We start from the raw sequence: 13,676 nt of genomic DNA, 5'->3' as shown, positions 1-13,676 counted from the left end.
CGTGAATGTTGATTTCACTTGCCCGCAACGGACGCGGCCGAATAATTGGCGGGGATCCAATAGAACTCGCTCCCCTTGACGCCGACATGACCCAAGCCCGGGAAGGAGATATGGGCTGCTCCGATCCAATAGCCCTTTCGAGCTGCATCCGAGTAGATTGCGTCCCGCTCGGCCACAGCCTCGTTCGCATCGCTGTCGTATGCGACGGTCACGCTCGGATCGGGGAATTGAACGGGCGCGACATGCACCACATCGCCCCAAAGTAGAAGCTTCTGCCCGTCGCTCTCAACCTGATAGAAGCTGTGCCCAAGGGTATGACCCGCAGCGGCAATTGGACGTATACCCGGCGTAAGTTCCTGATCACTTTCAAACGGCTTGAACCGTCCAGCATCGATGTAGGGTTTAAGTGACACCTTGTCGCCATCAAACATCGGCCTCAGCAGGGCCGGAGCAGCCGCCTCGTCGGCTTCCGACAACCAGTAGTCCGCATCCGCCTTGCTCACGCGGACGGTCGCATTGGGAAAGGCCATTTTCCCCTTTGGAGCAATGCCCCCGACATGGTCCGCATGGAGATGGGTCAGGAAGATTTCATCGACTTGCTCGGGCTTGTAGCCGGCCGCGCGAAGGTTCTCGACAAGATGCCCGCAACACTCACCGTAAAGCGACCCCGCCCCACTATCGATCAAAACAAGTTTAGTGCCAGTGTTGACGAGAAAGGCGTTGATTGAGCCTTCGATGGGGGCTGTTAGCTCGTTTTGCGCCAGCAAGGCGTCCGCCTCACCGGGCGACACCTCATTGAGAGGAGCGACTTTTCCGGCAACTCCGCTGGCTGTGGGCGCGGCTTTGGTCAACACCTTGTGCACGGGAAACGGGTGCGTCCCGTCGGAAAGCGCCGTGATCTCAAATTTCCCGAGCGGCATACGATAAAAGCCGGGTGCCTGAGTCCCAACAACGGGCGCTTCAGCCTCAGCGGGAGCGAAGAAATAAGCGACAAGCACCGCCGGGACTGCCAGCTTGATCGCTGCAGAGGCCAGTCGGACGAAAAGCTTGGAACGGGCCAAGCGCGGTCGCGTAGGGTTGAATTTCATTATTGATCTCCTTGCGTGGTGACCGGCACCTTAACGCGGAGGCCAGACCATTCTTGCACAGGGCTTTTGCGATTTGTTGAAATCAACGCTTTTCGCCGTCAGCCCGGAAACTGTTGGCCATACAAACACGATCGGACAAGGCCGACGCTCACCACAAGAACCGGGGAATGAGGAGGACTTCGAGCACGACTAGCAATGTCGCAGGAGGCGACTTGGCAGATGAGGATCAGCAAGCCGTTGAAGAAACCAGCGGCGGGCAATGGGGAGGATCGCCCGCCGAGCAACCAAAGATGATACCGAGGCGCGTTTACCTGGTGTCGCTCTGATTACGATTTGATGAAAGCGAGCACGTCTTTGTTGAACTTCTCTGCTTCGGTCTGGGCGAGTCCGTGTGCGGCTCCCGGATAGACCTTTAATGTTGCATTCTTTACGATTTTGACCGTTTTTTCCGCGGATGCCGCGATCGGCACAATCTGATCGTCGTCCCCGTGAATCACGAGCGTCGGCTTTTCGATCTTCTTCAGGTCATCAGTGTAGTCGATCTCGGAGAATTCACGGATGCAGTCGTAGTGACCCTTGATGCTGCCGATCATGCCTTCCAACCAGAAGGATTCGCGCAGGCCCTCGTTTGTCTTCGCGCCGTCCCGGTTGAAACCGTAGAACGGCATCGTGAGGTCCTTGAAAGTCTGCGAGCGGTCCGTCGCGGTGCCCTTTCGGATGTTATCGAAAACTTCGATGGGAGTGCCCTCCGGGTTCGAAGCCGTCTTCAACATCAGTGGCGGAACTGCGCCCACCAGGACGACCTTCGCGACCCGAGCGTTTCCATGACGACCGATGTAATGAGCAATTTCGCCCCCACCTGTGGAATGGCCGACAAGAACCAGGTTGCTGAGGTCGAGCTTCTCAATCAGCTCAGCCAAGTCGTCCGCGTACTGGTCCATGTTGTTGCCATCCCATGGTTGGTCCGATCGACCGTGACCGCGCCGGTCATGAGCGATGACGCGGTATCCCTGCTGACCGAAGAACAACATCTGCGCTTCCCACGCATCTCCGGACAACGGCCAACCGTGCGAGAAAAGGATAGGCTGGCCGGTTCCCCAATCCTTGTAAAAAATCTTGGTCTTGTCTTTCGTTTCGATGAAATTATGCATGGCCGATATTCCTTTTGTCTGGGTTCGGATTGGTTCGCGCGAAAGCTGGCACCACCATCGCGGCGGAAAGCGCCGCTCCGGCTACTTCCCGGGGCGTGGGGTTCCGGACGCCTTAATAGTGCTCTGTCGGGATCCAATCTTGTCGGTTTATCCCGTGTTTGGACAAACCAAGCGCTCTGCAACGCGAGATAGACAGCCAAACTGTCGCCCGGTGAAATCGGAACGGTTTGCGGCCGCCGTTTATTGCGGACGATTTTTCCGCCGCCACGTTCCAGGAGCTTCACCGACGATCTCGGAGAATACGCGCGTCAGGTGACTCTGGTCGGCAAAGCCGCAAGAGATGGCGATTTCTGCGATTGTTGTGTCAAGTAGAAGCATCTGCTTGGCGCGCGCCACACGATACTCGATCAGCCAACGGTATGGTGTGCGTCCAAAGGTTTCTTTAAATGCCTTGATAAAGTAGCTGCGCGACAAACCGCACTCCGTCGCCAAATCAGCAATTGAAAATTGCGCATTGAGGTGCGCAGCCAGAAAGTCTGTCGCCCGCCTCTCCTGCCATGCAGCAAGCACACCCTTCCTTCTCGAGGGAAAATGAATCCCGCCATAGGTCTGTGTGAGATGTGTGAGCATTGCAAGATTGATCTGTTCAAGGAACAGCTGACTTGCACGCTCCGGATTGGCAAGTGCGGGAAGGAGTGCCTGCGCTAAGCCCAGGACGACATCATCCTTCGTGCCAGGCGGACAAACAAAGCCAGCAAACTCCGGCCTGCCGACTTCTTCGGTGAAGGCCCGGACATTTGAAAATGGAATGTGAAAGCGGACGTTGTCGAAAGGCGACAGATGATGGCATTGCCACTGATCGCGAAGATCGGTGATCGCAAGAGTCCCTCTGGGATGCCCCCCATCATAGACAAGCGTGCCCCCCCTCCAAAGTCTGTGGGATTGAAAATCCGTGAGCTGGGTGATCACGCTAAAGGCATCGCCACAAGGAATCACCGGGCTCGGGGGCAGATCGAACTTGTCGTAGCTCATCCTCGTCACGACAATATTCGAAGCCGTGATTGACGACCTCTTGGGCTTCCTTAGTCCCTCGGAGAAAACATTTCGCAGCTCTTCGTCCAAAAGCGAGTCTTTCCAATTGTGAATGTGGGCCCGCCAGGGAGCGCGAGTGGATACTATACATCCGCTTGGTAAAAAACACCGGCAATTGTCAAAAAAGTGCGATTTTAATTATCGCCTGATCAGGCGTGGGCGACTATTGAAGCCCCCGATTTCGCCACACCGCCGGCGTCATGCCGGTTTCTCGCGAAAATACCTTGGTAAAATGACTTTGGTCGGTGAAGCCGCATTCCTCTGCAATAATCGACAGGTTCATCGAGCGGTTTGCGAGCAAATCCTTAGCGCGTTCAACTCGTAATCTAATCAGCCATTGATGTGGGGTTTGGCCGGTTGCGTTCTTGAACCCTTGCGAAAAATGTCCGCTCGACAAACCAGCCGAGGCCGCGATGGCCGTCACTGAGATGTCACTGCGGAAATGATCGATCATAAACTCCTTCGCCGTCTTTTCCTGCCAGGGTGACAGGGAGCCATTCTTATACGAATTGCCCAGCGGCACATCGCTATAGTTATGAAGAAGGTGCGCGCAGGTTGCGATGGCTATGTGTTGCAGCGCGGCTGGGGGTTTGGAGGGCGATGCCTCGAATAGCGGAAGCAAGGCGACACCGAGGTTACGCATTACAGAATCGATCTCGCCACGCTTGCAACGAAGTTTTCGAAACTGGGCTTCGGTTGATCTCTCGATAAGCTCGTCAAAAAGCGACTGAGGCAACCGGAACGCGAGCGCGTCCAGATCACTGTGCAGACAGATTGATGCGCCATCGGTGAGATCCACCAAACACACGGATCCCTTCCGATAGTCGGTCACATCCGTGCGCGACCCATCCGCGATAATGTCGCAATGGCGCACATTTCTCAGATAAACCATCATGAAGTAGGCGTCCTGCGGAGGCAGCTCCACAATGAAACTGGTGCCGTCCGCGACGGCCCGCCGAAGTCGAGTGACTGAAAAGGACGCCGCTTTCATCGGTTTCAAACTCAAGCAAGGGGCATGCGGCAATCCAAAATACGGGCCGACACTTCCTTCCTTAGAAGCAATGGAATCCAATGCACCCTCCCAGCCGGCGCTTCAAATGCGCCACGATAGTCGCAATCAAAGCTGAGCCTCCTCAATTTGCCCTAGCTTAGATTAGCCCCCAGTCAAGAGCAACTGACGGGAACAAACGTTCAATCGACACTCGTGGCATTACAGTCTGTGGGATTTTGCGCCTTTCTTGGGGCAACTTCTTGTATGAGAAGCTTGCAATTTGACGAATATGTTCCGATCGTGGCCCGACGGGTCAACGGCTTGACGAGCAGCGAGCGATAACGTCCAAAATAAGAGCTCATCATTCAAGATGATTGACACGACACCCGATTACAGTGGCACCTCGGCAATGAGGCAACGGAAATAGTGGCACAACGTAAGCGGACCCCACCCCATGTTGGAAGCGCGTCCTTCCTTGCCCTTGGGAAACTGACCATCGGTGTGGCGCGATGGTGAACCGGCGGCTTATCGAGCGATGGCATGCTGAGAATGTTCACCTTGGCAACGGTGGATTGCAGCGTCGGATACGACTGATCGGAGCAGCTTGCCTCGTCTGCATTATCTTTCTGATCGACACTTTCACTTCCCTTGGCAGTGCGATTGCCGTTCTCTACGTCCTCGTCCTTGTTCTGGCCGGCGACTTCGGGAACCGATTGTGGACACTGTTTTGGTCCTTGGTCTGCGCTGCGCTTACCGTTGCCAGTTTTGCCTATGTGCACGGATATCAAGGGGACCCGCAGGCGGTGTTGCGGCTCCTGTTCAGCCTTTCGACTAACATCGTGACCACCGTCCTGGTCTTACGACGCCACGCTGACCGCGTCATCTTGGAGGCGCAGGCCCGTCTATTGGATTTAACGAACGACGCGATCTTCCTGCGAGACCGTTCAGGAAAAATCGTCTTTTGGAACCGTGGAGCCCAGCAGCTTTACGGTTGGTCCAGCAGCGAGGTATTTGGCCGCGACGCTCACGAGCTGTTGCAGACGCGTTTCCCCGGCTCACGCGATGATGCCGAGGCAGCACTTATTGCAAGCGGGCACTGGCAAGGAGAACTTAGGGTTCGGATTAAAGACGGGCGGGAAATCGACGTTTTGGGCCGCTGGCGTCTGCAAAAAGATCGGCATGGCACGGCCTCTACCATTCTTGAAACCAATACGGACATTTCCGAGCAAAAGGTTGCGGACCGAGCGCTGAAAGTCAGCGAGCATCGATTTCGAACAATTTTTGAAACACTTGCGGTGGCGATCTGGGAACATGACTTCAGGGATGTAAAACACGAGCTCGACGCTCTGCACAGGACAGGCGTCCAGGACATCCGTCAATACCTGGCCCAGCATCCGGAGTTTGTACAAAAGGCCCGTCGGCTGGTCCGAATAACAGACGTAAACCAGACGGCGCTGAAGCTGATGGGCGTCCCGAGCAAGGAAGAATTTTTCACTCATCTTGACGAGTTTCTTCCCGATACCGATGAAAGCTTCGCGCAATGCCTGATCGCGATCGACGAGGGTCATTCAACATTTCAATCGGAAGCGACGGTCAGGGGACGGCACGGCAAGCTGATAAATGTCATCGTCGTGCTCAGTTTTCCGCCAAATGGCGCTGGCCTCGACCGCATTCAAGGCAGCATAGTAGATATTACAGAGCGCCTTGCCATTCAGAATACGCTCGAGCAAACCAGACGGGAGCTTGAACAGGCATCCCGCGCCGCCATGATTGGCGAGATCTCCGCATCCATCGCTCACGAGGTCAACCAACCGCTATCGGCGATCACGACGTCGGCGCAAGCGGCCCAACGCTGGCTGGCCAAAAGTCCACCCGATATAGGTGAAGCTCATACGGCCCTGGCGGATGTCGTGATCGCCGCACAACACGCCGATGGTGTCGTCAAACGCGTCCGCATGCTCCTAAGCAAGAGCAAGACGGACTTGGGAGAACTGTTGCTTGACGAAGTCATCGCAGACACCGTCCACTTGAAGCGGGCGGAACTTGAGGCTCAGGACATCGACCTGTCTCTGAACCTGCGCGCGGTGAGCATGGTGATCGAGGGCGATCGCATTCTACTGCAACAAGTGGTCAGCAACATCGTCACGAACGCCATCCAGGCCATGGAGTCGGTACCAAGGGACCGCAGGAGCTTGTCGATCGTGACTGAAGCTGGTGACAACGCCGTCTGGATTCGCATTGCTGATTCCGGCCCGGGCCTCGCGCCCGAAATGGCGGAAAGAACATTTCGGGCATTTTCAACGACAAAAGACACCGGAATGGGGCTGGGGCTGGCTATATGCCGCTCCATTGTAACGGCTCACAGCGGTTCTATTTCGATCGTCAACCGGGACGACGCGGAGGGCGCACTCGTTGAGATATGTCTGCCCAATACCCTCTCTCCGCACGCGGCAGATACATTTGAGATGACGGCATAGCTGAGTAACTCGGCCCCTAGTGTCACGGCGGCAGTGTCTCCCCAACCAGATCGTGCCTCGCACTGCAGGTGTTGGGAACATTGGTCGACCTCTCGACGAAAAGCCTGAGCACACGCTTATCATCTACAGGCATTTCTCCGCCGCTCTCAGGCGACCGTGCAAATCTTCAAAACGGCAATCAATCAGACAAGACGCGCATCAGCTGCCTCGACCATACTCGCCACCGAAACTGAAAATGTTTTTCAGTCGAGAGGAGCTGTTATGTCGACCAAAGCCACCCCAACGCCAGGATCCCAACTGGTATCCCCGAAAGACCACACGCTGATTCTGATCGATTTCCAGTCGCAGATGTCTTTTGCCACAAAATCAATCGACGCAGTAAATCTGCGGAACAATGCCGCGCTTGTATCCAACGCAGCTGCCGGTTTCGGAGTTTCCACCATCCTGACCACTGTGGCAGAAAAGAGCTTCTCTGGCCCCATGTTCACAGAGATTACCGATGCATTCGAAGGCAAAAAACTTTTCGATCGAACCTCGATGAACACGTGGGAAGATGCCGCCGTTATCGAAGAAGTCAACCGTATCGGCAAGAACAGAGTTGTTCTCGCGGGACTTTGGACGTCGGTGTGCATTGTGGGTCCGGCGCTTTCGGCACTTGATCAGGGTTTCGAGGTCTATTTCATCAGCGACGCTTGCGGAGACGTGTCCACCGAGGCGCACGAACGCGCGTCAGACCGGATGATTCAGGCCGGGGCTCGGCCCATGACCTCCCTTCAATACATGCTTGAACTGCAGCGGGATTGGGCACGCACGGAAACGTACGACATGACCACCGGAATCGCCAAGAAGTTTGGCGGGGCATACGGGCTTGGCATCATTTACGCAAAGACCATGTTTGGTGCCCACGAGGGCTGATGTCTGTACAGGTGCGCCGGCACTGCCCCGGCGCGCCTCCCCTTCTGATGTAATGTTAGTCAAGGAGCCAATGGGTTCATGAGAATGTATCTGATATCACTCGCAGCGGGTCTCTTGGTTGGCGTGATCTATGCGCTACTCAATGTCCGGTCTCCCGCCCCGCCGGTTATTGCCCTGATCGGCTTGCTTGGCATCCTGGTGGGGGAACAAATTCCGCCGCTTGTAAAGCACCTCTGGAGCAAAGAGCCAGCTGCGGTTTCCTGGCTCAACCAGATCAAGCCCCACATGTTCGGTGATTTACCCAAAGCCGCAACAGTCTCGAAGCGTGCTGACGTCGTCACTAAGCGGAGCCAAGGCTGATGCCGACACGCCGCAATTTCTTGGAGGCTGCTGCCTCAGGCATCGCGTTGTCGAAGCTTATCTCGCCTGTGTTCGCAAGCGACAAAAACACCAATCCCGGAGAAACCAACATGGCTGCCGAACTCATCCTCTATCATGGCAAGATTACGACTTTGGACCGCGGCAACCCAAACCCCACCGCAGTAGCGATCAAGGACGGGAAGTTTTTGGCGGTAGGGCAGGACGACGAGATTTTGGCGCTTCGAAACTCGGAAACCACGGTTATCGATCTCAAGGGACGTCGGGCATTGCCCGGGCTGATTGACAATCATCTCCACATTATCCGGGGAGGATTGAACTTCAATATGGAGCTTAGATGGGACGGGGTGCGGTCGCTGGCCGACGCTATGGACATGCTGAAGCGTCAGGTCGCAATCACGCCTCCCCCGCAATGGGTGCGCGTTGTAGGCGGTTTCACCGAACACCAGTTCGCGGAGAAACGTCTGCCCACCATTGATGAGATTAACGCGGCAGCTCCCGACACTCCCGTTTTTCTGCTGCACCTCTATGACCGCGCGCTCCTTAATGGAGCGGCGTTGCGGGCCGTAGGCTACGATCGTGACACTCCGGCACCCCATGGCGGCGAGATCACGCGGGACGCCAAGGGGAATCCCACCGGCCTGCTCTTGGCCAAGCCGAATGCCGCTATCCTCTATGCGACGCTCGCCAAGGGTCCAAAGCTGCCGTTCGATTACCAGGTGAATTCGACGCGTCATTTCATGCGCGAGCTGAACCGCCTTGGCGTTACGGGAGCAATCGACGCGGGCGGCGGATTTCAGAATTATCCTGAAGACTACGCGGTGATCCAGAAGCTTTCTGACGAAGGGCAACTGACCATCCGCCTTGCGTACAATCTCTTCACTCAAAAACCCGACGAAGAGAAGGAAGACTTCCTCAACTGGACACGCACATCGCAATACAAGCAAGGTGACGACTATTTCCGTCACAACGGAGCCGGCGAAATGCTGGTTTTCTCCGCCGCCGATTTTGAGGATTTTCGCCAGCCCCGGCCGGACATGCCGACGGAGATGGAAGATGATCTTGAGGGCGTCGTTCGGATTCTGGCCCAGAACCACTGGCCCTGGCGGATGCATGCGACCTACGACGAAACGATCTCCCGTTCCCTCGATGTGTTCGAGAAAGTGAACAAGGAAATCCCCCTGGAAGGACTCAACTGGTTTTTCGACCACGCCGAAACAATTTCAGATCAGTCGATAGACCGGATCGCGGCGCTTGGCGGCGGCATAGCTGTTCAGCACCGCATGGCCTATCAGGGCGAATACTTTGTCGAGCGCTATGGAAAGGGTGCGGCCGAGGCGACACCGCCCGTAGCGAAGATTCTTGAAAGAGGTGTCAAGGTGTCGGCAGGTACCGATGCCACCCGCGTCGCCTCCTATAATCCATGGGTTTCGCTCTCATGGCTGATAACCGGACGCACGGTCGGCGGTATGCGCATCTATCCCGAGCGAAACTGCTTGGACCGCGAAACGGCACTCCGGATGTGGACGGAGAACGTGACTTGGTTTTCGAACGAGGAAGGCAAGAAGGGACGGATAGAAAAAGGTCAACTGGCCGACCTCATCGTTCCTGACCGCGACTTTTTCTCCTGCAGGGAAGATGAGATCAGCCACATCACGTCTGAGCTGACTATTGTTGGTGGCAAGGTTGTCTACGGCAGCGGTGATTTTGAAGTTCTGGATGAAAATCCCGTGCCGCCTGCCATGCCCGACTGGTCTCCGGTGCGGACTTTTGGAGGTTACGCGGCTTGGGGCGAACCCCAAGGCGCAGGCAAGAACTCGTTACGCATCAAGGCGGCATCGATGTGCGGCTGCAGCAATACCTGCAACGTACATGGACACGATCACGCCAACGCCTGGTCAAAACAACTTCCGATCTCGGACCTCAAGGGATTTTGGGGTGCGCTCGGCTGTGCGTGTTGGGCAGTCTGATGTCGGATCTGACTGTCCTAGTGGTTCGCCTGTCGCTGGTGGCGCACCGCGCGCTGCAATACCCGGTCGCGAAGATGGGAGACAAGAATGTCTGAGAGACGCTTACCGATGGTGACCCGCGTAGCTGCGCGGTGCGCCACGCCGCCATTGAGATGGCTTGCTTTGCTTGGCCTCTGCGCTGCTTATATACAGGGCGGCCTCACAAAGCTCTTTGATTTCAGTAGCGCCATTGCGGAAATGAATCACTTCGGGCTTGCGCCCGCAGTCCCTTTTGCAGTCTTGACCATTGCGCTCGAGTTGATTGCGTCGATCATGATACTGAGCGGGATTTACCGCTGGTTAGGAGCGCTCAGCCTCGCAGGATTTACGCTGCTGGCAACATTTGTCGCAAACCGTTTCTGGGAAGCCTTGCCTCCGGAACGGTTCATGATGACGAATTCGTTCTTCGAGCATCTCGGCCTGGTCGGAGGTTTCATTCTGATTGCCTGGCATGACCTTCGCTCCCAAGGCGGTGAGAGTAACGGAAAACCAACATGACCAATGTATCAGGATCGGATCATAAGACATCCGAGACGAGCGGCTTTGCGCCTTTTCGTCAGCCCGTTTTCGCAGTCCTCTGGGCAGCGACTGTCCTCGGAAACACCGGAAGCTTCATGCGTGATGTGGCAAGCTCCTGGTTGGTGACAGATCTGTCAAACGCCCCAGCAGCAGTTGCAATGGTTCAGGCAGCAGGGACACTGCCGATTTTCTTGCTGGCAATTCCTGCGGGAGTGATGTCCGACATTCTCGATCGCCGCAAGTTCCTTATCGTCATACAGCTTCTGCTCGCTTCGGTAAGCGCGTCGCTGATGATATTGTCCTACAGCGGCTTGCTGACCGTGAGTTCCCTCGTTGCCCTGACTTTCGTCGGAGGCATTGGGGCCGCACTCATGGGCCCGACGTGGCAAGCTATCGTGCCTGAACTTGTTCCCCGTCAGGACCTGAAGAGTGCAGTCGCACTGAATTCGCTCGGCATCAACATCGCGCGATCCATCGGGCCGGCCGCGGGCGGACTCATCCTTGCCGCGCTTGGAGCAGCCGTCACCTATAGCGCCGACGTGATCAGTTATGCCTTCGTCATAGCTGCGCTGATCTGGTGGCGCAGGGCCCCCGACGCAGACGATGCACTTTCGGAACATTTCTTCGGCGCGTTTCGGGCAGGATTGAGGTACGCTCGGGCAAGCCGCGAACTGCATATTGTGCTTCTGCGCGCCGCAATTTTCTTCGCATTCTCCAGTGCCGTGTGGGCCTTGCTACCGTTGGTGGCACGAAACCTGCTCGCAGGCGATGCGGGCTTTTACGGAATCCTGCTTGGCGCTGTAGGAGCCGGCGCAATCGCAGGGGCGCTCTTGCTGCCGCGGCTCCGCTCACGACTCGATGCCGACGGTCTGCTTTTAGCGTCCGCACTAGCGACAGCGATCGTCATGGGCGTGTTGTCGATTGCGCCACCGCGCGGGCTGGCCATCATGGTCTTGCTGGTCCTCGGCGCGGCCTGGATAATCGCGCTGACGACATTAAATGGTGCGGCTCAGGCCATTCTTCCCAATTGGGTCCGCGGCAGAGCACTGGCCGTTTATTTGACCGTATTCAACGGAGCGATGGCGCTCGGGAGTTTGGGCTGGGGTGCGGTAGCGGAGGCGGTAGGCGTCCCCAACACGCTTGTTATCGGCGCGTTGGGATTGGCCGTTGTCGCGCTTGTTCTCCATCGGATTAAATTGCCGGTAGGTGAAGCCGACCTTGTGGCGTCCAACCATTGGCCTGAACCGCTTATTGCCGATCCCATTGAACATGATCGCGGACCCGTCCTTATCCTCATCGAATATGCCGTGCGTAAAAATGACCGGACCGCATTCCTGCAGGCCTTGGCTGAGCTTTCCGAAGAGCGGAGGCGGGATGGCGCGTATAGTTGGGGAGTGACCGAAGACTCTGCTGATCCCGAAAAGATCGTGGAGTGGTTCATGGTGGAATCTTGGGCCGAGCATCTCCGGCAACATAAGAGGGTCTCAAAAGCTGATGCTGATCTTCAGCAGGAAACAATAAAATTCCATATCGGTCCGGACAGGCCCATCGTGCGGCATTTCCTGACACTGGATGCACGCCGGGTGAACCGCAAGTCCAAGCGGAAGACCGTGACGACATGACCGACTCGAGTGCATCAGTCCGGACGAGGCAGTATTCGCTAAGGGCCTCCTCTGTGGCGCTTCTTTGGGGCATATGCGCCTCCGTGACTCTGATCCCGGCGGCAAGGTCCGAGGAACGACCCGCCTATAAAAGCTCCCGTTCCGACGAAGACTGGACCGCCCTCCGTGATCCTTCGAAACGTGCCGATCCGCTCGACGCGCTGAAATGGATTCCCTTGAACGGCGACGGATCGTGGTACGTGACCATCGGCGGTGAGCTTCGGGAACGCTATGAATATTCGCGCAATCCCGTTTTTGGCTTAGGTGCGCCTGCACGGAATGACTACCTGCTGCAGCGGGCGTATCTGTTTGCCGATGTTCATTACGGCCCTTACCTTCGTACGTTTACCGAACTGGCAAGTGGCCTCATTGCCGGCGAAGCCGCGGAGCCGTCGCCAACGCAAAAAGACGAGCTTGATATTCTGCAGGGCTTTGGTGAGGTTACCCTACCGTTGTCGCAAGGAAAATTCTCCGTCCGGGCGGGACGGCAGGAAATGAGTTTCGGATCCTCGAGGCTGGTGTCTGTCAGGGAGAGCCCGAATATCCGTCGTTCTTTCGACGGCGTGCGGGTGTCATGGAGCGGACCAGACAGTGAGCGCATCGATGCGTTCGTGACTAGGCCGGTCGCCCCGCAGACCGGAATATTCAATGACAGCAATGACCCAAACCAGGCCTTTTGGGGACTTTACGCAACCGCGAACGTGCCCGGGATCGCCGACCTGAAGGCGGATCTTTATTATTTCGGACTGGAAAGGAAAAATGCGCGGTTCGCACAAGGGACCGCCGACGAACAACGTCAGACTATTGGCACACGGTTCTTTGGCAAACATGATGCATTTGACTGGAATATTGAGGCCGCTTATCAGTTCGGAACCTTCGGAACAGACAACATCAGCGCGTGGACGGTGTCCTCAGACATCGGTTACACGTTTGAAGATGTCCTTTTTTCTCCCCGCCTGGGGCTTAACGCTGATGTCATAAGCGGCGATCACGACTTGCATGACCAAAGGTTGGGCACGTTTAACCCCTTGTTCCCCAAGCTCCCGTACTTCTCCGAGGCGAACTTGGCGGCCCCCGCCAACCTCATCGATATCCAGCCGAACGTCACATTGCAGCTGTCGCCCAAACTCGAACTGAACATCGGTTGGAACCCGCTCTGGAAAGAGGCCGAAGCTGACAGTTTTTATGTCCCGCCGCTGAATCCGGCCAAGGGTACATCGGGCGGAACCGGGCGTTTTATTGGCCAGCAGATCACTGCGACGGTCGGCTGGCAGGTATCCGATCATCTCAACTTGAACGGAACATATGTGCATTTTTCTCCGGGCCAGCGGATCAAGGACGCGGGCGGGCGGTCCGGTGATTTTGTCTCGGCTTCGGCGCAATGGCTCTTTTAAT

General features: G+C 56.4%; 11 protein-coding genes. 7 read left to right on the top strand and 4 right to left on the bottom strand.

Annotation, left to right across the window (positions count from 1 at the left end):
- Nucleotides 1–14: 14 nt before the first annotated feature.
- The 4 genes from CU103_RS21110 to CU103_RS21090 all read right to left on the bottom strand — a co-directional run bounded on the left by CU103_RS21110 (nucleotide 15) and on the right by CU103_RS21090 (nucleotide 4,403).
- Nucleotides 15–1,088 (bottom strand): MBL fold metallo-hydrolase, encoded by a 1,074-nt coding sequence (locus tag CU103_RS21110; protein WP_106666007.1) that lies wholly within the window; start codon nucleotides 1,086–1,088, stop codon nucleotides 15–17.
- A gap of 326 nt (nucleotides 1,089–1,414) precedes the next feature.
- Complete coding sequence (locus CU103_RS21100) at nucleotides 1,415–2,239, bottom strand: alpha/beta fold hydrolase (protein WP_106666005.1); 825 nt, start codon at nucleotides 2,237–2,239, stop codon at nucleotides 1,415–1,417.
- 240 nt (nucleotides 2,240–2,479) lie between these two features.
- A complete protein-coding gene (locus tag CU103_RS21095; protein WP_106666134.1) occupies nucleotides 2,480–3,271 on the bottom strand; it encodes a helix-turn-helix domain-containing protein in 792 nt (263 codons plus the stop codon).
- Nucleotides 3,272–3,494: 223 nt separating this feature from the next.
- The gene (locus CU103_RS21090) at nucleotides 3,495–4,403 is read right to left on the bottom strand and encodes a helix-turn-helix domain-containing protein (protein ID WP_245448926.1); all 909 of its coding nucleotides are present in this window, start codon (nucleotides 4,401–4,403) and stop codon (nucleotides 3,495–3,497) included.
- 428 nt (nucleotides 4,404–4,831) lie between these two features.
- Here CU103_RS21090 and CU103_RS21085 point away from each other — a divergent pair, with 428 nt between their 5' ends.
- From CU103_RS21085 to CU103_RS21055, 7 genes are all read left to right on the top strand, one after another.
- Nucleotides 4,832–6,799 carry a sensor histidine kinase gene (locus CU103_RS21085; RefSeq protein ID WP_106666003.1) on the top strand — a complete coding sequence of 656 codons (1,968 nt, stop codon included), beginning with the start codon at nucleotides 4,832–4,834 and terminating at the stop codon, nucleotides 6,797–6,799.
- A gap of 261 nt (nucleotides 6,800–7,060) precedes the next feature.
- Complete coding sequence (locus CU103_RS21080; RefSeq protein ID WP_106666002.1) at nucleotides 7,061–7,714, top strand: hydrolase; 654 nt, start codon at nucleotides 7,061–7,063, stop codon at nucleotides 7,712–7,714.
- Between the two features lie 78 nt (nucleotides 7,715–7,792).
- On the top strand, nucleotides 7,793–8,074 hold the full coding sequence (locus CU103_RS21075) for a XapX domain-containing protein (protein WP_106666001.1): 282 nt from the start codon (nucleotides 7,793–7,795) through the stop codon (nucleotides 8,072–8,074).
- Nucleotides 8,074–10,062, top strand: coding sequence for an amidohydrolase (locus tag CU103_RS21070; RefSeq protein WP_106666000.1), 1,989 nt, complete (start codon nucleotides 8,074–8,076; stop codon nucleotides 10,060–10,062). Before CU103_RS21075 ends, CU103_RS21070 begins: the two co-directional genes overlap by 1 nt.
- An 87-nt stretch (nucleotides 10,063–10,149) precedes the next feature.
- Complete coding sequence (locus CU103_RS21065; protein ID WP_106665999.1) at nucleotides 10,150–10,599, top strand: DoxX family protein; 450 nt, start codon at nucleotides 10,150–10,152, stop codon at nucleotides 10,597–10,599.
- A complete protein-coding gene (locus CU103_RS21060; RefSeq protein ID WP_106665998.1) occupies nucleotides 10,596–12,242 on the top strand; it encodes an MFS transporter in 1,647 nt (548 codons plus the stop codon). Before CU103_RS21065 ends, CU103_RS21060 begins: the two co-directional genes overlap by 4 nt.
- An 83-nt stretch (nucleotides 12,243–12,325) precedes the next feature.
- The gene (locus CU103_RS21055; RefSeq protein ID WP_170117093.1) at nucleotides 12,326–13,675 is read left to right on the top strand and encodes an alginate export family protein; all 1,350 of its coding nucleotides are present in this window, start codon (nucleotides 12,326–12,328) and stop codon (nucleotides 13,673–13,675) included.
- The last annotated feature ends 1 nt before the right edge of the window (nucleotide 13,676 follow it).

The sequence above is a fragment of the Phyllobacterium sophorae genome, from assembly GCF_003010965.1.
GTDB classification, from domain to species: domain Bacteria; phylum Pseudomonadota; class Alphaproteobacteria; order Rhizobiales; family Rhizobiaceae; genus Phyllobacterium; species Phyllobacterium sophorae.
This window is presented reverse-complemented; position numbering and strand designations above follow the sequence as displayed.